20 protein-coding genes are annotated in these 19,636 nt (G+C 64.3%); 9 read left to right on the plus strand and 11 right to left on the minus strand.

The genetic code is table 11. The features are described 5' to 3' along the window. The first annotated feature begins 61 nt into the window (after positions 1-61). The 8 genes from BW992_RS01720 to cmoB all read left to right on the plus strand — a co-directional run bounded on the left by BW992_RS01720 (position 62) and on the right by cmoB (position 9,097). Positions 62-874, plus strand: a complete 813-nt coding sequence (locus BW992_RS01720; protein WP_072388094.1) for a cytochrome C assembly family protein — start codon at positions 62-64, stop codon at positions 872-874. Between the two features lie 12 nt (positions 875-886). Further along, positions 887-2,101 carry a CNNM domain-containing protein gene (locus BW992_RS01725; RefSeq protein WP_072388096.1) on the plus strand — a complete coding sequence of 405 codons (1,215 nt, stop codon included), beginning with the start codon at positions 887-889 and terminating at the stop codon, positions 2,099-2,101. 76 nt (positions 2,102-2,177) lie between these two features. After that, positions 2,178-3,494: an MFS transporter gene (locus BW992_RS01730; RefSeq protein WP_072388098.1), complete on the plus strand. Its 1,317-nt coding sequence runs from the start codon at positions 2,178-2,180 to the stop codon at positions 3,492-3,494. 166 nt (positions 3,495-3,660) lie between these two features. Further along, complete coding sequence (lon, locus tag BW992_RS01735) at positions 3,661-6,075, plus strand: endopeptidase La (RefSeq protein WP_072388100.1); 2,415 nt, start codon at positions 3,661-3,663, stop codon at positions 6,073-6,075. Between the two features lie 142 nt (positions 6,076-6,217). Then, on the plus strand, positions 6,218-6,610 hold the full coding sequence (locus BW992_RS01740; protein WP_072388102.1) for a protease inhibitor I42 family protein: 393 nt from the start codon (positions 6,218-6,220) through the stop codon (positions 6,608-6,610). Positions 6,611-6,612: 2 nt separating this feature from the next. After that, positions 6,613-7,248 (plus strand): lysoplasmalogenase, encoded by a 636-nt coding sequence (locus BW992_RS01745; RefSeq protein ID WP_072388104.1) that lies wholly within the window; start codon positions 6,613-6,615, stop codon positions 7,246-7,248. Between the two features lie 152 nt (positions 7,249-7,400). Continuing rightward, positions 7,401-8,144 carry a carboxy-S-adenosyl-L-methionine synthase CmoA gene (gene cmoA / locus BW992_RS01750; protein ID WP_072388106.1) on the plus strand — a complete coding sequence of 248 codons (744 nt, stop codon included), beginning with the start codon at positions 7,401-7,403 and terminating at the stop codon, positions 8,142-8,144. Beyond that, positions 8,141-9,097 (plus strand): tRNA 5-methoxyuridine(34)/uridine 5-oxyacetic acid(34) synthase CmoB, encoded by a 957-nt coding sequence (gene cmoB / locus BW992_RS01755; RefSeq protein WP_072388108.1) that lies wholly within the window; start codon positions 8,141-8,143, stop codon positions 9,095-9,097. The genes cmoA and cmoB overlap by 4 nt, the downstream gene beginning before the upstream one ends. Positions 9,098-9,257: 160 nt before the next feature. Here the strand turns inward: cmoB and tadA are convergent, their stop codons facing one another. From tadA to BW992_RS01780, 5 genes are all read right to left on the minus strand, one after another. Continuing rightward, positions 9,258-9,755, minus strand: coding sequence for a tRNA adenosine(34) deaminase TadA (gene tadA / locus BW992_RS01760; RefSeq protein WP_072388110.1), 498 nt, complete (start codon positions 9,753-9,755; stop codon positions 9,258-9,260). Continuing rightward, entirely contained in the window at positions 9,755-11,131 is a 1,377-nt protein-coding gene (locus BW992_RS01765; protein ID WP_072388112.1) for a multicopper oxidase family protein, read from the minus strand. Before BW992_RS01765 ends, tadA begins: the two co-directional genes overlap by 1 nt. Positions 11,132-11,242: 111 nt before the next feature. Further along, on the minus strand, positions 11,243-12,106 hold the full coding sequence (locus BW992_RS01770) for a class I SAM-dependent methyltransferase (protein WP_072388114.1): 864 nt from the start codon (positions 12,104-12,106) through the stop codon (positions 11,243-11,245). 26 nt (positions 12,107-12,132) lie between these two features. Then, the gene (locus BW992_RS01775) at positions 12,133-12,522 is read right to left on the minus strand and encodes an antibiotic biosynthesis monooxygenase family protein (protein WP_072388117.1); all 390 of its coding nucleotides are present in this window, start codon (positions 12,520-12,522) and stop codon (positions 12,133-12,135) included. Positions 12,523-12,613: 91 nt separating this feature from the next. Continuing rightward, a complete protein-coding gene (locus BW992_RS01780; RefSeq protein WP_072388119.1) occupies positions 12,614-13,507 on the minus strand; it encodes an NAD(P)/FAD-dependent oxidoreductase in 894 nt (297 codons plus the stop codon). 106 nt (positions 13,508-13,613) lie between these two features. Here BW992_RS01780 and BW992_RS01785 point away from each other — a divergent pair, with 106 nt between their 5' ends. Continuing rightward, on the plus strand, positions 13,614-14,243 hold the full coding sequence (locus BW992_RS01785; protein ID WP_072388121.1) for a TetR/AcrR family transcriptional regulator: 630 nt from the start codon (positions 13,614-13,616) through the stop codon (positions 14,241-14,243). Positions 14,244-14,669: 426 nt separating this feature from the next. On the opposite strand, the gene BW992_RS01790 is transcribed toward BW992_RS01785, so the two are convergent. Genes BW992_RS01790 through BW992_RS01815 form a run of 6 tightly spaced genes read right to left on the minus strand, consistent with a single transcriptional unit; the run spans position 14,670 to position 19,633 of the window. Continuing rightward, complete coding sequence (locus tag BW992_RS01790; protein ID WP_076405391.1) at positions 14,670-14,912, minus strand: DUF2274 domain-containing protein; 243 nt, start codon at positions 14,910-14,912, stop codon at positions 14,670-14,672. After that, the gene (locus BW992_RS01795; protein ID WP_076405393.1) at positions 14,909-16,189 is read right to left on the minus strand and encodes a TrbI/VirB10 family protein; all 1,281 of its coding nucleotides are present in this window, start codon (positions 16,187-16,189) and stop codon (positions 14,909-14,911) included. Before BW992_RS01795 ends, BW992_RS01790 begins: the two co-directional genes overlap by 4 nt. A 2-nt stretch (positions 16,190-16,191) precedes the next feature. Further along, positions 16,192-17,205, minus strand: coding sequence for a P-type conjugative transfer protein TrbG (trbG, locus tag BW992_RS01800; RefSeq protein WP_076405395.1), 1,014 nt, complete (start codon positions 17,203-17,205; stop codon positions 16,192-16,194). Further along, entirely contained in the window at positions 17,202-17,906 is a 705-nt protein-coding gene (gene trbF, locus BW992_RS01805; RefSeq protein ID WP_076405397.1) for a conjugal transfer protein TrbF, read from the minus strand. The genes trbG and trbF overlap by 4 nt, the downstream gene beginning before the upstream one ends. Positions 17,907-17,936: 30 nt before the next feature. Continuing rightward, complete coding sequence (trbL, locus tag BW992_RS01810; protein WP_076405400.1) at positions 17,937-19,310, minus strand: P-type conjugative transfer protein TrbL; 1,374 nt, start codon at positions 19,308-19,310, stop codon at positions 17,937-17,939. Further along, positions 19,307-19,633, minus strand: coding sequence for a hypothetical protein (locus tag BW992_RS01815; RefSeq protein WP_076405402.1), 327 nt, complete (start codon positions 19,631-19,633; stop codon positions 19,307-19,309). The genes trbL and BW992_RS01815 overlap by 4 nt, the downstream gene beginning before the upstream one ends. Between the last annotated feature and the right edge of the window lie 3 nt (positions 19,634-19,636).

Raw genomic sequence — 19,636 nt, forward strand, 5'->3', positions numbered from 1 at the left:
TTTCGTACGGTATGGGTTCTATGCCAAACTCAGCGCCTTTCGGGCCTGCCTAACAGGATTTATGCTCCCCTTGTCACCCAGTTTGCTTGCCTCCCTCGCCGCCGCCTGCCTTTATGCCGCTGCGACCCTCTATCAAGGCACCCGCCTGGCCTCCGGTGCCAGGGCGAACAAGCGCCTGCTGGTCACGCTCGGCGTGCTGGCGGTGCTCGGCCACGCGGCCAGCCTTTATACCCACCTGATGACGCCGATCGGCCTGGGCCTGGACTTCTTCAATGCCGCCAGCCTGATCGCCGTGGCCGTGATCGGCCTGACGCTGCTGGCCTGCTCGCGCATCCCGGTGGAAAACCTCCTCGTGCTGCTGTTCCCACTGGGATTGGCCACGGTGCTGCTGGCGCAGTTCGCACCATCGGGTACGGTCCAGATCATCGATGAGGAACCGGGGATCCTGGCCCACATCCTGCTATCGATCCTGGCCTACGGGCTATTCACCATCGCCGTGTTCCAGGCCCTGCTGCTGCTGGTGCAGGACCACCAGCTCAAGCACAAGCACCCTTCCGGGCTGATCCGCAACTTCCCGCCGCTGCAGACCATGGAGAGCCTGCTGTTCGGTTTCCTCTGGGCCGGCTGGACCCTGCTGTCGCTGTCGCTGATCTCCGGCTGGCTGTTCGTCGAGAACCTGTTCGCCCAGCACCTGGTGCACAAGACTCTGCTGGCCTGCCTGGCATGGGTGGTGTTCAGCGTGCTGCTCTGGGGCCGCAACCGTCTCGGCTGGCGCGGCCATAAAGCCATTCGCTGGACCCTGGCCGGCTTCTGCCTGCTGATGCTGGCTTATTTCGGCAGCAAACTGGTCCGCGAATACATCCTGCATATCTGACGGACGGCACTGATGGATAGGTTGCCCGCGGGGCCGCTGCTCGCTGTACTGGTGGTGCTGATCCTCTGGGCGGGGCTGTTCACAGCCATAGAAGCCGCTCGCTCGCACCTGTTGACGCTGCGCCAGGCCTCCCGGAGCGGCGACAAACCCCTGGCGAAGCTGCATTTTCCCCTGACCAGCCTGATCCTGGGCAACACCCTGTGCCGCACCCTGGCGGTGGTGATCGCCACGCTGCTGAGCCTCTTCACCTGGCTGGACAACGGCCCGTGGATCGCCTGGCTCGCCACTGGCGCGGCGTTGCTGGTCCTGGCCGATTACCTGCCTCGCACCCTGGCCCAGCGCTATCCCGATGCGGTGCTGGCGCTGGGCAACGCCCTGCTTGCCGTCCCCTTGAAGCTGGTTTATCCACTGGCCTGGCTGCTGAACGGGCTCAGCGAGCTATTGCTGCGCCCCTTCGCCCGCAAGGCCAGCGCCGTGCAGCAGAGCGATGACGACATGCTCCTGCCCCGCGCCGAACATGACCCTGAACACAGCACCGGGCGTCCCCATCCGGTTTCCGGCATCCACGCCCTGGACAACATCACCGTCAACGACATCCTGGTCCCCCGCAGCGAAGTCGATGGAATCAATCTCGACGACCCCATCGGCGACATCATCGAGCAGTTGCGCCTGAACCGTCGTACCCGGTTGCCGGTTTTCCACAGCGATATCAACCAGGTCGAGGCGGTGCTCAACACCCGCCAGGTCCGCCACCTGCTGGCGGACGCCAGCCTGACCAAGGAAGCACTACTGGCCGCCTGCCACGACCCTTACTTCGTTCCCGAAAGCACACCGCTGCAACTGCAATTGCTGAATTTCCACAAGCAACAGCGCCGCCTGGGCATGGTGGTGGACGAATACGGCGAAGTACTGGGCATCGTCACCCTGGAAGACATCCTCGAGGAGATCGTCGGCGAGTTCGAAAGCGAGCACAGCCTCGACAACCCGCACGTTCATCCCCAGCCCGACGGACGCCTGATGATCGATGGTGCGGCGTCGATCCGCGAATTGAACAGGACCCTGGGCTGGCACTTGCCCTGCGACGGTCCCAAGACCCTCAACGGGCTGGTCACCGAAGCGCTGGAGACCATTCCCGAAAGCCCGGTGTGCCTGAAGATCGGCCGCTACCGGCTGGAGATCATCGAAACCGTGGACAACCGCGTCAGCCAGGTACTGGCCTGGCTGTAGAAACAAACGCTCACCGGTGTTCGACCCATAATAATAAATCGCTCCAACGGAGCACATGACTGTCAGGGATAACCGCATGACGACGACCACCACCTGCAACGACGCTGTGCCCGCCCAACCGACAAACTCCACTACCCGCGTGGCGACCGCGAGCTTCATCGGCACCGCCATCGAATTCTACGACTTCTACGTCTATGCCACGGCCGCCGCCCTGGTGATCGGACCGGTATTCTTCCCGCAGACATCCGGCACGGCACAGATGCTGTCGTCCTTCCTGACATTCGGTATCGCCTTCCTCGCCCGCCCGTTGGGTTCGGCGCTGTTCGGTCACTTCGGCGACCGGATCGGGCGCAAGTCCACCCTGGTGGCCTCCCTGCTGCTCATGGGCATCTGCACCACGCTTATCGGCGTGCTGCCCGGCTACGCCAGCATTGGCGCCTGGGCACCGTTGCTGCTCTGCCTGCTGCGCTTCGGCCAAGGCCTGGGGCTGGGAGGCGAATGGGGCGGGGCCGCACTGCTGGCCACGGAGAATGCGCCCAAAGGCAAGCGCGCCTGGTTCGGCATGTTCCCCCAACTGGGCCCCTCCATCGGTTTCCTGGCGGCCAACGGGCTGTTCCTGAGCCTGGCCATGGGCCTGGACGACGAGCAGTTTCGCTCCTGGGGCTGGCGGATCCCGTTCCTGCTCAGCGCCGTGCTGGTGATCGTCGGCCTCTATGTGCGCCTCAAGCTCCATGAAACGCCGGTCTTCGCCAATGCCGTGGCCCGTCAGGAGCGGGTGAAGGTGCCGCTGGTGGAGCTGTTCAGCCAGTATTGGGCACCGACGTTGCTGGGCGCGGCGGCGATGGTGGTGTGCTACGCGCTGTTCTACATTTCCACGGTGTTTTCCCTGAGCTACGGGGTCGCCACCCTCGGCTACAGCCGAGAGACATTCCTGGCCCTGCTGTGCTTCGCCGTCCTGTTCATGGCCGCCGCCACGCCCTTGTCGGCCTGGGCCAGCGATCGCTTCGGCCGCAAACCGGTGCTGATCGTCGGTGGCGTGCTGGCGATTGCCTCGGGCTTTCTCATGGAACCCCTGCTGACCCACGGCTCGACCTGGGCCGTGGCCCTGTTCCTGTGCGTCGAGCTGTTCCTGATGGGCGTGACCTTCGCGCCGATGGGCGCCTTGCTGCCGGAACTGTTCCCCACGCATGTGCGTTATACCGGCGCTTCGGCGGCTTATAACCTGGGAGGCATCGTCGGCGCCTCGGCTGCCCCGTTCTTCGCCCAGAAGCTGGTGGCAATGGGCGGCCTGGGCTATGTCGGTGGCTACGTATCCGCGGCTGCGGTACTGAGCGTGATCGCCGTGCTGTGCCTGAAGGAAACCCGTCATAACGACCTGAACCGGGTTGCCTGACCCTCATCGTGGCGAGGGGGTTCGCTCCCTCGTCCACCCGCCCATCGCCAAACCTGTCACAAAGCTGAACGCCTCCCAATGAAATAACCGCTAACAATCCCCCACCATTGAAACCGCCCCCCACCTGCCCCATCTAAGAGCCATACTCCATTGCGCAGGTGCCCCAATGAGCGACCAGCACTCTACTGAAGCCACGAACGACTACGCAGATTCCGAACACATCGAACATACCGTTTCCGGAACCGGCCTCGCCCTGCCCGGCCAAAGCCTGCCGGACAAGGTCTACATCATTCCCATCCACAATCGCCCGTTCTTCCCGGCCCAGGTGCTGCCGGTCATCGTCAATGAAGAACCCTGGGCCGAAACCCTGGAACTGGTAGCCAAGTCCGAACATCATTCCCTGGCCCTGTTCTTCATGGACACGCCCCAGGAAGACCCGCGCCATTTCGACACCTCGGCCCTGCCGCTGTACGGCACGCTGGTCAAGGTCCATCACGCCAGCCGTGAAGCCGGCAAGCTGCAATTCGTCGCCCAGGGCCTGACCCGGGTGCGCATTCGCACCTGGCTCAAGCATCACCGCCCGCCGTACCTGGTGGAAGTCGAATACCCCCACCAGCCGAGCGAGCCGACCGACGAGGTCAAGGCCTATGGCATGGCGCTGATCAATGCGATCAAGGAACTGCTGCCGCTCAATCCGCTGTACAGCGAAGAGCTGAAGAACTACCTCAACCGCTTCAGCCCCAACGACCCATCGCCGCTGACCGACTTCGCCGCCGCGCTCACCTCCGCCACCGGCAATGAGCTGCAGGAAGTACTCGACTGCGTGCCGATGCTCAAGCGCATGGAAAAAGTGCTGCCGATGCTGCGCAAGGAAGTGGAAGTGGTGCGCCTGCAGAAGGAGATTTCCGCCGAGGTCAACAGCAAGATCGGCGAACATCAGCGCCAGTTCTTCCTCAAGGAACAGCTCAAGGTCATCCAGCAGGAACTGGGGCTGACCAAGGACGACCGCAGCGCCGACCTCGAACAGTTCGAACAGCGGCTGGAGGGCAAGACACTGCCGGCCCAGGCCCGCAAGCGCATCGACGAGGAAATGAACAAGCTCTCCATCCTGGAGACCGGCTCGCCGGAATACGCCGTTACCCGCAATTACCTCGACTGGGCGACCTCGGTGCCATGGGGCGTGTATGGCCAGGACAAGCTCGACCTCAAGCATGCCCGCAAGGTGCTGGACCAGCACCACGCCGGCCTGGACGACATCAAGGACCGCATCCTGGAGTTCCTCGCCGTTGGCGCCTACAAAGGCGAGATCAGCGGCTCCATCGTACTGCTGGTGGGACCGCCCGGAGTGGGCAAGACCAGCGTGGGCAAGTCCATCGCCGAATCCCTCGGCCGGCCGTTCTACCGCTTCAGCGTCGGCGGCATGCGCGACGAAGCCGAGATCAAGGGCCACCGGCGCACCTACATCGGCGCCCAACCGGGCAAGCTGGTGCAGGCGCTCAAGGACGTCGAGGTGATGAACCCGGTGATCATGCTCGACGAGATCGACAAGATGGGCCAGAGCTACCAGGGCGACCCGGCCTCGGCCTTGCTGGAAACCCTCGACCCGGAACAGAACGTCGAATTCCTCGACCACTACCTGGACATGCGCCTGGACCTGTCGAAGGTGCTCTTCGTCTGCACCGCCAACACCCTGGATTCGATCCCCGGCCCGTTGCTGGACCGGATGGAAGTGATTCGCCTGTCGGGCTACATCACCGAAGAGAAGATCGCCATCGCCAAACGCCACCTGTGGCCCAAGCAGCTGGCCAAGGCCGGCGTGTCCAAGGGCAGCCTGAGCATCAGCGACAGCGCCCTCAAGGCGCTGATCGATGGTTATGCCCGAGAGGCCGGGGTGCGACAGTTGGAGAAACAGCTGGGCAAACTGGTACGCAAGGCCGTGATGAAGCTGATCGAGGACCCGAAGGCCGTGATCAAGCTCGGGCCGAAGGATCTCGAGGCCTCTCTGGGCAAACCGGTGTTCCGCAACGAGCAGGTACTCTCGGGCGTCGGGGTGATCACCGGCCTGGCCTGGACCAGCATGGGCGGCGCCACCCTGCCGATCGAAGCGACCCGCATCCACACCCTGAATCGCGGTTTCAAGCTCACCGGACAGTTGGGGGAAGTCATGAAGGAGTCGGCGGAAATCGCCCACAGCTACGTCAGCTCACACCTGAAACAGTTCGGCGGCGATCCGAAATTCTTCGACGAGGCCTTCGTCCACCTGCATGTTCCCGAAGGCGCAACCCCCAAGGACGGCCCGAGCGCCGGGGTGACCATGGCCAGCGCCCTGCTGTCCCTGGCGCGCAACCAGCCACCGAAGAAAGCCGTCGCCATGACCGGCGAACTCACCCTGACCGGGCATGTGCTGCCGATCGGCGGCGTGCGGGAAAAAGTCATCGCGGCACGGCGGCAGAAAATCTTCGAACTGATCCTGCCGGAAGCCAACCGGGGCAACTTCGAGGAACTGCCGGACTACCTCAAGGAAGGCGTCACGGTGCACTTCGCCAAGCGGTTCGCGGATGTGGCGAAGGTGTTGTTCTGAGGGTTTTATAGACGCTGTACCGGCCTCATCGCGAGCCTGCTCGCGATGGCGCCATCAGCAACACCACATACCCGCCTGACACACCCGGTAGCATCTTCGGTTATGCTCGCCGTTCGTCGTGAATGCCGGAGCCTTTGCCCCTATGTCCCTCACTCGCCTGTTCGTACCTCTCAGCCTCGCCCTGCTGAGCGCCTGCGCCACGCAAACCAGCAACAACGTGACCGTGGAAAAACTGAGCCAGTGCCCGGTAAGGCTTAACAACGGACAGAACCTGATCCTGAGCCTGCCCAGCAATCCCAGCACCGGTTATCGCTGGGCGGTTCAGGATTCGGCCGGCGGTGTGCTGAAAGCACTGGGCCCCGAGGTGTACCGCAACCCGGAGGACGCCGGTATCGTCGGAGCTGCCGGGGTTTCGACCTGGCGCTTCCAGGCATTCAACCCGGGCACCGGCCGGCTGCGCCTGACTTATCAACAGCCCTGGGCCCCTGAAGTACCGCCCGTGGAGACCTTCGACTGCGCTATCGCGGTGAAATGAGCATGGGCTGGCTGATCCTCGCTCTGATGGGAGCGGCCACCTACCTGTATGGCCTGAGCGTGCATGCCTCGCTGCTGTGCCTGCTGGTCAAGCCGATGCCGGTGCTGGCGCTGCTGGGTTGGCTGCACGATGCGCCGCCCGGCGACTATCGACGCTGGATCAGTCTCGGGCTGATTTTTTCGCTGGCGGGCGACGTACTGCTGGCGTGGCCGGGCGACTTGTTCGTGTTCGGCCTTGGCGCGTTTCTCCTGGCGCACCTGGCCTACCTCAAAGCCTACCTCAGCGATTGCCGCCGACCGGCGCTGCTGCCCTTGGCCCTGGCCTTGGGCATCGGTGCGGTGCTCCTGGCAATCCTGGTGTCGAGCGGTCTCGGGCCGTTGCTGGTGCCAGTGGTGATCTACGGCCTGGTCATCAGCGCCATGCTCTGGCGGGCGTTGGCACGCCTGGGCACCAACGTGCCCAAGCGTTCGGCAGGGCTGGCCGCCGCCGGGGCGCTGGCGTTTGTGTTTTCCGACAGCCTCATCGGCATCAACCGGTTCGTGCACCCCTTCCATGCCGCGCCTTACCTGATCATCATCAGTTATTGGCTGGGCCAATGGGGCATTACAGCGTCGGCGTTCGCCCGAAAGCCACAGTGAGCCAGATAAGGTGGGAGCGAACTTGCTCGTGATAGCGGTCTGTCAGTCAACATTATGGCCGGCTGAACCATCGCCATCGCGAGCAAGCTCGCTCCCGCAGCATTTTTGGTTAAAATGCCGGCCTTTTCACCACCCATGCCGCTGGAATCGCCGTGAGCAAAGAGTCCGACCGCCTATTCGCCCAACCCCTGGCCCAAGTGCCTGACTTCGCGTTCAACGAGGACGTAGTGCGGGTGTTTCCGGACATGATCAAGCGTTCGGTGCCAGGCTACCCGACCATCGTCGAAAACCTCGGCGTGCTCGCCGCGCAATTCGCCCAGCCGGGCAGCGTGCTCTACGATCTCGGCTCTTCCTTGGGCGCGGTGACCCAGGCCCTGCGCCGTCATGTGCGCACTGATGGTTGCCGGGTGATCGCGGTGGACAACTCGGCGGCCATGGTGGAGCGCTGCCGCGAATACCTCAACGGCCAGGACTCGATGTTCCAGGAGCTGCTGCCGGTGGAAGTGATCGAAGGCGACATCCTGGCCCTGGACTTCCAGCCGGCTTCGGTGGTCGCGCTGAACTTCACCCTGCAATTCATTGCGCGGCCGCAGCGCACCGAGCTGCTGAGCCGAATCCGCCAATCCCTGTTGCCCGGTGGCGCCCTGATCCTCTCGGAAAAACTGCGTTTCAACGACCCCGAGGAACACGCCCTGCTCACCGACCTGCACGTGGCGTTCAAGCGCGCCAACGGCTACAGCGAGCTGGAGATTGCCCAGAAACGCAGCGCCATCGAAAACGTCATGAAGCCCGACAGCCTCGAAGAACACCGCGAACGCCTGCTGGCGGCCGGGTTCTCGAAAGTCGTGCCGTGGTTCCAGTGTCTTAACTTCGCCTCGTTGATTGCCCTGCCATGATCGATCTGTCTCCCCTCGCCCGCCGTCTGGCCGGTACACCCCTGGCCGACTGGGCCGCGACGCTGCAGTCGCAGCTCGATATCAAGATGCAGAAAGGCCATGGCGATCTCGAACGCTGGCAGAACGCCCTGGATGCCCTGCCGTCGCTGCAACCGACCCGGATAGACCTGCTGAACAGTCTGACGCTCGACACCGAGTGCAGCGATGAAACCCGCGCCCAGATGCGCACCGCCCTGATGGGCCTTTCCCCATGGCGCAAAGGCCCGTTCGATCTGTTCGGCGTGCACGTGGACACCGAATGGCGTTCGGACTGGAAGTGGTCACGGGTGGCACCGCACCTGGACCTCAAGGGCAAGCGCATCCTCGATGTGGGCTGCGGCAACGGCTACTACATGTGGCGAATGCTGGGGGCCGGGGCCGACACCGTGATCGGCGTCGACCCCAACTGGCTGTTCTTCTGCCAGTTCCAGGCGGTGCAGCGCTACCTTTCGCAGCCCAACGCCTGGCACCTGCCGTTCCCCTTCGAAGACCTGCCGCCGGACCTCGAAGGCTTCGACACGGTGTTTTCCATGGGCGTGTTCTACCACCGCCGCTCCCCCATCGAACACCTGCTGGCCTTGAAGGACTGTCTGGTGAAAGGCGGCGAACTGGTGTTGGAAACCCTGGTGATCGAGGGTAACGAGCATCAGGTGCTGGTCCCCGAGGACCGCTATGCGCAGATGCGCAACGTCTGGTTCCTGCCGTCGGTTCCAGCCCTGGAGCGCTGGCTGCGCCGGGCCGGGTTCAGCGATGTGCGGTGTGTGGACGTGAGCCTGACGACCGTGGAAGAACAGCGCAGCACCGAGTGGATGAAGTATCAGTCGCTGAGCGACTTCCTTGACCCTGCTGACCATGGCAAGACCATCGAAGGGCTACCGGCACCGATGCGGGCGGTGATCGTGGCGCGTAAATAAATCGCCCAACCACCACGAACCTCTGGAAGCGAGCCGGCTCGCGAAGGCAGTGGTTCAGTCACAGGGATGTCGGGCTTGCCGGCCTCATCGCGAGCAAGCTCGCTCCCACAGGTTTTTGTGTGGTGTGCGGATGCTGTGAATACACACAGGGGGCCGGTATCTAGTCTGTGGCCTTGGCTCTACGCGCCTTGAAGAACTCGCTCAGCACCGTGCTGCACTCCTCGGCCAGCACGCCGCCTTCGTACATCACGCGATGGTTCAGGAAACCCTGGCTGAAGAACTGCCCTTGGCTCTGCACGATGCCGGCCTTGGGCTCCAGGGCACCATAGACGACCCGGGCAATGCGCGAGTGAACGATCAGGCCGGCGCACATGCTGCACGGTTCCAGCGTGACGTAGAGGGTGCTGCCGGGCAGGCGATAGTTGCGCATGGCCTGGGCCGCGGCGCGGATGGCGACCATTTCCGCATGGGCACTGGGATCGTGACCGCTGATCGGGCAATTGAAGCCGCGTCCGATGATCTCGCCGTCCTGCACCAACACCGCTCCCACCGGCACCTCACCCAGGGCGGCACCCTGGGCGGCAAGGGCCAGGGCTTCGCGCATGAAATCCTGGTCACGGCTGCGGTCGATGATCCTGGCGGGACGAATCTGGCGCATCACGCCACCTCGATGGCGGCCATCAGGCCGGTTTCCATGTGATCAATCACATGGCAGTGGAACATCCACACCCCAGGGTTATCCGCCACCAGCGCCACCTGCGCCCGCTCGTTCTTGCCCAACAGGTAGGTGTCGGTGAAATACGGCACGACCTTGTGCCGGTTGGACGCGATCACCTTGAAGCTCATCCCGTGCAAATGGATCGGGTGCTGGTACTGGGTCATGTTCTTCAATTCGAAAATGTAGCTCTGGCCTTTCTTCAGGGTAGCGATCGGCCGATCGGCGCAGGTCTTGTCGGTGATGTCCCAGGCCTTGCCGTTGATCTGCCACAGGCTCGGCGGCTTGCCGTTGTCGACATTGACCGACACCGAACCGACCCACTCGAAATTGAAGTTGAGTTTCTCGGCATTGGCCAGGTCCGGCTCGGCCACCGGGTTGGCCGGCAATGCTGGCGGCCAGGCAGTGGGGGCATCGCTGTTGGCGACCGACCGCAAGGTGCCCAGGCGTACCGGGCCGTTGCGCAACGACAACTCTTCTCCGGCCGCCGGTGCCTTTATGGCCAGGCAGATGCGCATGCCCGGGCCCAGCCAGTACTCCTTGCCCAGCGGGCGCGGCTCGACGGGGTTGCCGTCCAGGGCGTAGATCTGCGCCTCGACGCCGGGAATGTTGATGCGATAGGTCAGGGTGTTATCCAGGTTGAGCAGGCGCACCCGGGTGATCTGCCCCGCCGGCAGGTCGATCACCGCCTGCGGCACGCCGTTGATGGTCGAAAGCCGCCCGGCCGTGCCGCCACGGGCGGCCTCGCGAGGGATGCTGAACTCCACGAACTGGCCTTGCTCGTCTACATGCCAGCTCTTGAGGCTCAGGGTCTGTTCGTACTTGAAGCCAGTCGGCTCACGCTCTTCGATGATCAACGGTCCCACCAACCCACGCCCGAGCTCTTCGCTGCTGTTGACGTGAGGGTGATACCAATAGCTGCCGGCGTCCGGCACACGGAACTTGTAATCGAAGTATTCGCCCGGCAGCACCGGCAGTTGCGAAACGTACGGCACGCCATCCATTTCCAGCGGCAGACGGATTCCGTGCCAGTGGATCGTGGTGGCAACCGGCAGGCGGTTGATGAAGCGCACCCGCAACCACTCGCCCTGACGTACCCGCAGCTCGGTGCCCGGGGCCGACGGACCGAACGCCCAGGCCTGGGTCTTGTGCCCGGCCACCAGCTCGACGTCCAGGGGCGCCGCGATCAGCTCATAGTCATGACCGGCCTGGGCATCGGCCATCCTGCCCAACCAATACCGCGAAGCCCCTCCCGCCCCGACGCCAACGACAACAAGACCGGCCAGGCCACCGAGTATTTGGCGACGGGTAAAGGACATGAACGCAACCACCTATTGAATCTGCGGCGAACCGGCAGGTCCGCAAAAGGCGAATACGATACACCCGCGATTGAGAAATATTAAGTGAAGGATTGTCGCGGATAAGTAATGTCAGCTAGCCGATTTGCGTGCCGTGACAATCCATGCCGCGCCGTCAATCATCACCGACCGCTCGCCGGGGAGACCCGCGAAGGCGGCGCGAACCGCGGCCCAGGCGTGGGCACGGATGTCGTCGGGCTGATCAGCGAGCACAAGCGACAGCGGGCCACCCTCGAATGCCATCTTCACGGCGTCGTCGATCGCCGCGTCCCGAGTCTCGCCTTGGCCGAACGAGATGGAAGCATCGAAGGGCGCGATAGTGATATCGGTGAAGCCGGCCGTTGTCAGGATGCGCTCCACGCGCCCCCGGTCGCCGAACGAGAATGGGCCGGGCACGTCGGGACCGGGCGGCGCGGGCAGCGGGACAATGTCCTTGATCGCGATCATGGGCAGACGCACCCAATCGTTCTCGGCCACGCCGCGCCAGCAGACGAAAGCGACCCGCCCGCCCGGTCGGAGCGCGCGTCGCATATGAGTGAACGCCGCTGTCGGATCGTCGAAAAACATCACGCCGAAACGCGAGAACAGCATATCGAACGCGCCCTCGGGCAGCTCGGCGCTGCTGGCGTCGGCCACTTGGAACAGGACCGGCGTATCCTGTGGCGCAAGCGCGCGCGCACGGCCAATCAACGGCTCGGATATGTCCACGCCCAGCACTTGGCCGCCCGCGCCGACGCGGGCGGCCAGATCCAGACTCGATGCGCCCGCGCCACAGCCGACGTCCAGCACCCGCTCACCCGTCGCGGGCGCGGCGGCTTCGATCGCGGCCTGGCCGAATACCGCAAACATGGCGTCGAGCCGGGCCTGGTTGACGGCCCAGTACTCCCCGCTTTGGCCATTCCAGTCGGCGACCTGATAGGTTTTTTGCTCTGTCATGACATTTCCTCATTTTGACGCATTCTTCAGGCCACGCAAAAGCCGGGGACGGCGACCTTCTGGAACAAGTGCGGGCTGCCTACGACGGATGACGGATAGGCCGAAAGCTTCGCGACGAACTCGGGATGAGTGAGACCGGCGCGGACCGTCTCGGTGGACTCCCACACCACATAGTTCAGGTAAGTCGGGCTATCGCCGATCGCTCGATGCAGCTGCATGGAAATGAAGCCCGGTTGCTTCGTTATGATCTCGGCAGCCACCTTGAAAGCGTCCAGGAAGCCCGCTTCGTCGGCATAATCGAGCGTGAAGAGGTTGATGAGCACAACTGGCGCGGCAGTGATGCCGAGTTGACGCTCAAGCGGGAATTTATCGTCTAGCGGTTTGAATTTACGCTCTTGCGGCTTTGGGTCGGCCATGGTGGCACTCCCGTCTAATGGGAAAATGAAACTACCGTAATCGATGCTGCTTCGAAGCAACCTTTAAAAGCCTGCGCCAACCGAAGTGCCCTCAAACCAGCATCGACTGCTGGGCGCAGATGCCCGCCGTCGAGCCTTGCCATGATGCCGTGGTGACCGAGGGCATTGCGGGGTTGGCGAGGTCGCCGGCGGCGTAGATGCCGGGTACGCTGGTTTCGCGGCGCTCGTCGACCTTGAGGACGATGCCCTGGGGCGTATCGACCGTGGCGAGCCCCAGCGATTCATGCAGGCGTGCGGACGGCTTGTTGCGCGGATGCGCGAACAGGATGTCGACCGCAACAGAGGGGCCGGCGTCGAGCCTGACGGTGGCGTTATGGCTCTCGTCATGGTCGATTTCGGTGACCCGGCCATCGACGACAGGGATGCCACGGCGAGCCAGATCGGCCCGGATCTCGGGTGGAATGTCGTGACCATTGGCGAAGACCGTCAATGTGTCAGTCCAATCGTGGTATAGCCTGACGTAGTTGTGCGACATTGGGCCGGACCAGACGAGGCCCCAATGCCGGCCGGCAACTTCAAAGCCGTCGCAATACGGGCAAGGCACGATGGAGCTGCCCCAGCCTTCGGCAAAGCCGGGAAGTTCAGGCATCTGGTCGGCGACGCCATAGCTCAGGATCAGGCGGCGCGCCCTCAGGGTTGCGCCCTCGCCCGTGAGGACGGAGAAATCGTCGAGGGCGCCGGAGACGCTCTCGGCCCGGGCATTGACCAGCTGGATCGTGGGATAGCGTGCCAGTTGCTGCCGCGCCTCGGCCAGTATCTCCAGCGGTGGCTTGTGGTCGTGGCCGAGCAGGCCATGGGAGTGGTCGGCGAAACGATTGCGCGGCAGGCCGGTATCGAGAACGGTGACCTTGCGGCGGGCACGGCCGAGTTGCAGGGCGGCGGCAAGACCGGCAAAACTGCCGCCGATGATGATGACGTCATTCATGATGATGGGCTCCGCGCTGTGGATGAAGGGAGATCGGCTTGCAAAATTAAGATACTCACTGGTACCATAATTTACAAATTTAGATACTGTCAAGTACTGGAATTTTATGACCGAACACAGTCAGGCCCGACGCGGCCGGCCCGCCAACGATGCGCTAGGCCAGACGATCATTGACGCCGCGGGCGAACTTTTTGTGGAATTGGGTTTTCAAGCGACGACAATGGACAAGGTCGCCCAGCGGGCGAAGATATCCAAGCTCAGCATCTATCGGCACTTCGAGAACAAGGAGGCGCTGTTCAGTGCGGCCATTGCGGCCCACTGCCATCAGTTTGCACCCCAAGCCCTTATTGAAGGCGTCGGCGGTTCGGCGGCAGATCAGCTCATGGCGGTGGGAACATCCCTGCTTCGCACGTTGCTGAGCCCCGACGTGCGCAGTGTCGAAGCCATGATCATGGCCGACAAGACGAATCAAAAATCGTTAAGCAAGCGCCATTACGAAGCCGGTCCCGCCTATGTCATTGCCCAGATCGAGGCCCTGTTGCGTCAGTTGCACGCGAAGGCGGTTCTGAACGTGCCCGATCCTCGCCAGTCCGCCCGTTTGTTTGCCGCGCTTTTCAAAGGGTCCGATCTGCTGATGATCGCGCGCTTCGATGAGGCCAGGGCAGAGGACGACAACGAAATCGAATCCTATTGCCGGGCAGCCGTCGCCATGTTCATCGCCGCGCACGAAAAATAAGACCGTGCCCGGAAAAGCACTCATGCATCACGAGAGAACCCAACGAAACCGGGCTGATCAAGAGATTTGATCCCAGGCCCTTCCCTGGCGAGGCGACAGGGTATCGAGCACCCCGCAGGGCATTTGCCCCAAAAAGCCAAAAGCCCGCAATTACGCGGGCTTCAGGGCATTTCCTGTTAATGGGTGCCGGACAACGCCGGACGCCCAATCATTCCCACTCCATCATCAACAGGTCTCGCAAGCCCGCGTGGATAAAGGGATTTGCGATGATCGACATGGGCCACTACCGTCGCTTTTACCGTCATCCGACAAGAGCTTTATCTGGTGCGGAAGATGGAGGAACTTGAGGGGCGACGACTCTGGCAACTCCATCGTCAATCACCCTCTAGGATAGCGCAGACAAGCACAGCAGTCTTCCTCCGAGCATCACTTCGTTGATGGCTTCGGCGCTGGCCCCTGCCCTCCCCTCTTGAAACCACGATCCCCTGCCATAAACACCTCAAGCATGTGCGGAATCAGCACTGTGGCATCGACCGCTTCACCGTAGATCTGCGCGTGCAGCGCGGCGTAGCGGTCGAGATCTGCTTTCAAGCTGGCCGAGCAAACAAAGGTCAGCTTAGTGGATTCCGTCTTCGGTAGCGGCCCGAGCCGCAGCTTGCGCGTCGTCATCGAGAAGTCCCCCTGTTGAAGAAAAGTGGCTGGTACGGCCGCAGCACCAAGTCGCGGTTGACGATGATGCGAACCGGCAAGCCGGGGCGCTCGGTCAGCGTCGGCTGGATGTTGAGGTTGCGCCGGGTCATCTCCTGGCCGACCTGATTGATGCTGTCCTGCGCGCTGTCGCGCCCGGCGATGATGACGCGATCACCGTCTTGCCGGTTCTCCGGCGCGGCCAACTCGGCACCGATGCCCAGCAGCGTGGTCAGCGCCGCGCCGGCAAAGATGCGATCCCAATGCCAATCCACGTCATCCTCCAGGCCGGCATAGCCGGCCGGGTCGGTGCCGGCCAGGTTATCGAGCGTGAGCGAGGACGTATCCGGCAGGATGATGCGGTTCCACACCACCTGCACGCGGCTCTGCCCGTAGCTGACCTGGCTGTTGTATTTGCCCAGGATGCGCGAACCCTGCGGAATCAGCAGGAAGCGCCCGGTGGCCGTGTCATAGACCGGCTCCGTTACAGTGGCGATCACGTCGCCCGGCAGATCGGACTTGATGCCCGTCACCAGCGCCCCGGCGACCACCGTTCCGGCCATGACCTGATACGGCGAAGCCGGCAGGGTCAGGTTGCCGGAATTGCGGGTTTCCGTGGTTCCGGCTTTCTGGAAAGCCTCTTTCTGGTCTTGCCGGTTCTGTACGGCGGTCGGGTCGGCAGGCTGGGCCGCCGTCGAGGCCGGGCCAGCCGCCAGTGGGTCGAACGCCGCATTGGCGGCGAAGCCCGGCGCGGCGGCCACCTGCGTCTGCGCCACCGGCGCGGCCTGCTGCGAACCCGAGCGGAAGAACACCGACGATGCCGCCGCCGCTTCGGCTTCCTTGCGTAGCGCGTCGTTCGGGTCGTGGCCGGGGGCCGCGTAGGCGGCCGTCACCGGCTGCTGCGACTTCACGATGGCCGGGCCAAGATCGCCCGGCAGCGGCGGCCCCAGCCCCGGCACGGATGCCGGCAACGGGGGCGGCAGCTTGGAGTAGTTGGCCGGCAGCGCGTCCAGCCCTTCGGACTTCGAGACGCGATCGACGTTGTAAAGCTCGGTCTGCTCGCCCGCGCCGCGCCGCTGCGGTTGCAGTGACCACATCAGCGCGCCGAGCACGGCGACCGACAGGGTGCCGGCGAGGATGGCCAGCGTGCGCCGGTTCAGGCGCGTGACCGGGCGCGGCTGTGCGCGCAGCGCCACCGCCTCGGGTGCTACCTTGCCCGCCTGCGGCGTGGCGAGGTCGGGAGTTTCGTCCTGGCTCATGGTCAGTTCCTCCCACTCCTTGATACGACGCCATCCGTGCGTTCGATTCGCACCACGTCGCCGCCATCACCGCCCAGGCGCAGTTCGGCAGCGCCGAACAGCCGATCCACGATGTAGTACGGCGAGCGGAAACGGTAGTTCACCAGTTGCCCGTCGCCCTGCGCGCCGATCACGAACAGCGGCGGTAGCTCGCCTTGCGCGATGCCCGGCGGGAACTGGATATAGACCTTCTCGCCATCGTCGAAGGCGCGCAGCGGCTTCCACGGCGGATTGCTGCCGCTGACCGCGTAGCGGAAGCGGATCTTCTCCAGCGACAGGCCGGTATCGACCGGCACGGCGGCGCTGGCCGCCTGCGCCTGGCGCTGCAAGGCCAGCATCCGGTCTTTCGGGTAGTCCCAGGACACCGACGCCATCCACGCCTTCTCGGTCGAGGTCAGCTCCAGCAGGTACGTTCGGCGGCTGGTAGTGATGACCAGATTGGTTTTGAGGCCCGAGCGGATCGGCTTGACCAGCACATTGACGCGCAGGTCGGCGCCGCTGCCGCTGGACGTGTCGCCCACGATCCAGCGCACGGTATCGCCTGCGGCAACCGTCACCAGCTCCTCGCCTGGCTGGAGCGAAACCACGGTCACGCGCCCCGGCGCGGCATAGACCTGATACAACGCGCCGTCGGTGAAAGGCCATACCTGAATCGCATTGACGTAGCCCTCGCGCGTGGGCGCGATGCGCGCCTCGGCATTCGCACGCGAGACACGCACCTTCTCGTCGGCAGGTTCCGGCACGGTCGGGGCGGTGTCCACCTCGGGCAGCGGCTTCAACTGCGCCGGCAGTGCCAGCGGCTCGGGCACGGCGACCACTTCCACCGGCGCGGGCGGCTCCGGCAGCGGCTGCGCCTGCACTGGCTCATCGAGAGAGATGGACGGCGGCGGCTTGCCCTGCGAGGCGCAGCCCGAGAACAGGACAGTCGAGGCCAGCAGGATCAACGGAAAAACGGATTTACGGAAAAGTGCATTCATGGCTTAGCTCCTTCGGAAGAATCCAGTTCGCGGCTCCACGACAGGCCATTGACGTAGATACCCAGCGGGTTCTTGCGCAGGCGCTGTTCGGTGCGCGGGGTTTGCAGCACGGTGGAAAGCACGGCGTTCCAGCGTTCGGTGCCAGCAGGTGCGCCGTTGACGAATCGCTGTTCCGTCCAGCGCACGTTGAAAGACGTGTCGCTGGCGCGGACAACGCTGGTGATCTGCACCGTCACCGACTCGCGGCCGATGCGGGCGAAGGGATCGTTCTTGCTGGCGTAGTCGTTGAGCACGGCCGCGCCCTTGTCGGTGGTGTAGTCGTAGGCATCCAGCCAGTTCTGCCGCACTACGATGGGGTCGATGGACAGGGAGCGCACCAGCGTCACGAAGCGCGCCAGGTGGTGCGCAATCTGCGCATCGGCGGGCCGGTACGGCGTGGCCGCTTCGCCGACGGCGCGCACCTGCCCCGACTGATCGACCTCGATGACATAGGGGGTGACGATGGACTGCGCCGAGCGCCACACCAGGCCGCCGGCCATCAGCAGCGCCAGCGTGAGGCAGCCGAAGGCCATGAATCGCCAGTTCTTGGCCTGGACGCGGGCCGAACCGATGCGGTCGTCCCACACCTGCGCGGCCGATTGATACGGGGTGGCAGGCTTTGGCGTGTCGGCATAGCGCACCTGCGGTCGCTTGAATCGCATAGGGGTTCTCCTTGGTGGTCAGGTATCGGGTCATTCATCGGGGCGCAGGCTCGGGCCTTGCCCCGAGCCGCCGCCGTCACCACCGCGCAGCGTGTGGGCGGCGGTGGTCGCGGCATGGGTGATCTGCTGGCGGCGGTGCATCCGCTTGGCCCACGCGGGTTGCTCCTGCGTCGGCGCGCTGGCGGCGCTGTCCGTGCCTTCGCCTGCGGCGGCCTGGCCGGAGCCGGCAGTGCCGGCATCGGCGCCGTTCCAGCCAGCACGGAAGGAACCGGCCACCTTCTGCCCGGCAGCGGACACACCCGATGCAGCGCGGCGGCCTGCCGCCTGCGCGCCGGTCTTGGCGACGTTGCCCAGGCCCGCAGCCGCGCCCTTGGCCCCGCCGCCCGCGGCGGCGGAACCGGCCTGGAATGCGGACTTGGCACTGCTGGCCGCCGACGTGGCGGCGCGTGCGCCGCTGCCGGCCAGCTTGGCGGCGGCCGGGGCCATGCGTGCGCCCGCCATGACCGCACCGCCCACGCCGGTCGCGGCGGCACCGATGGCAACGCCCGTGCCGACCGCGCCGACGGCAGCGCCGGCCATCGCGCCCGCGCCAAGCTGCGGCGCACCGGACACAAGGCCGGTCGCGATCCCGGGGCCGAAGATGCCCAGCGCCAGCAGCGCGAGCGAGGCCAGCATCACGACCAGCGCGTGGTCGATGGAAGGCTCGTCGGGATGAACCTGGAACTCCGCGAACAGGCCCGAGCCGATACCGACGATGACGGCTAGCACCAAGACCTTGATGCCTGACGAAACCACATTGCCGAGCACCTTTTCCGCGAGGAAGCTCGTCTTGTTCCAGAGTGCGAACGGAATCAAGACGAAGCCGGCAAGCGTGGTCAGTTTGAACTCGATCAGCGTGATGAAAAGCTGTACCGCGAGCACGAAGAAGCAGAGGATCACCACCAGCCAGGCGATGAACAGCACCACGATGGGGTCGAGGTTCACGAATACTTCGGGGAAGCCGGCCATGTCGCCGATCTGCTCAAGAATCGGCGCACCAGCGTCGATGCCCGTCTTCGCCAGCCGCCCGGGCTGGAGAAAGTTCTCCATGCTCAACGTCGAGCCGGTGGCCGTCAGGCCCAGGCCGGCGAACGACCTGAACAAGATGCCCGACAGCCAGTTGAAGTTGTTGATGATGTAGGCGAAGGCACCGACGTAGAGCACCTTGCGCAACAGCTTGGCGATGACGTCCTCGCCTTGGCCGGTGGCATGACTCATGGCCCAATACAGGCCGGCGATGGTCATGTCGATGACGATCAGCGTGGCCGTCAGGAACGCGACTTCGCCTTGCAGCAGACCGAAACCCGAGTCGATGTAGCGCGAGAACGTGTCGAGGAATCTGTCGATGATGGTCACGTCGTTCATGGCGTGTCCTCCGCCGCGGCGATCGGCGCATCGCCTTCCGGCGTGTCGTCGGTGGGCGTGTCGAAGCTCGCCGGGATCGGCGGCAGTTCGGCCAGCGTCCGGTATTCGTCCGGCCCGGTCTGGCCGGCGAAGAACCGCCGCCGGAAGGCTTTGGTGGCGGCGCGGCAGGTGTCTTCGCCTGCGGCTTGCCGGTCGGCCGCGCATTGGGCACGCAACGCCTTGAGCCGCACGGGATCGGCGGCCAAGGTCGCGGCCAGGTCTTCGACCGGCTGCTGGCCGCACGCGGTCAGCAGCACGGCCAGCTGGACAGGAACGCATCGCATGGC

This window comes from Pseudomonas sp. 7SR1, assembly GCF_900156465.1.
Classification (GTDB): Bacteria; Pseudomonadota; Gammaproteobacteria; order Pseudomonadales; family Pseudomonadaceae; genus Aquipseudomonas.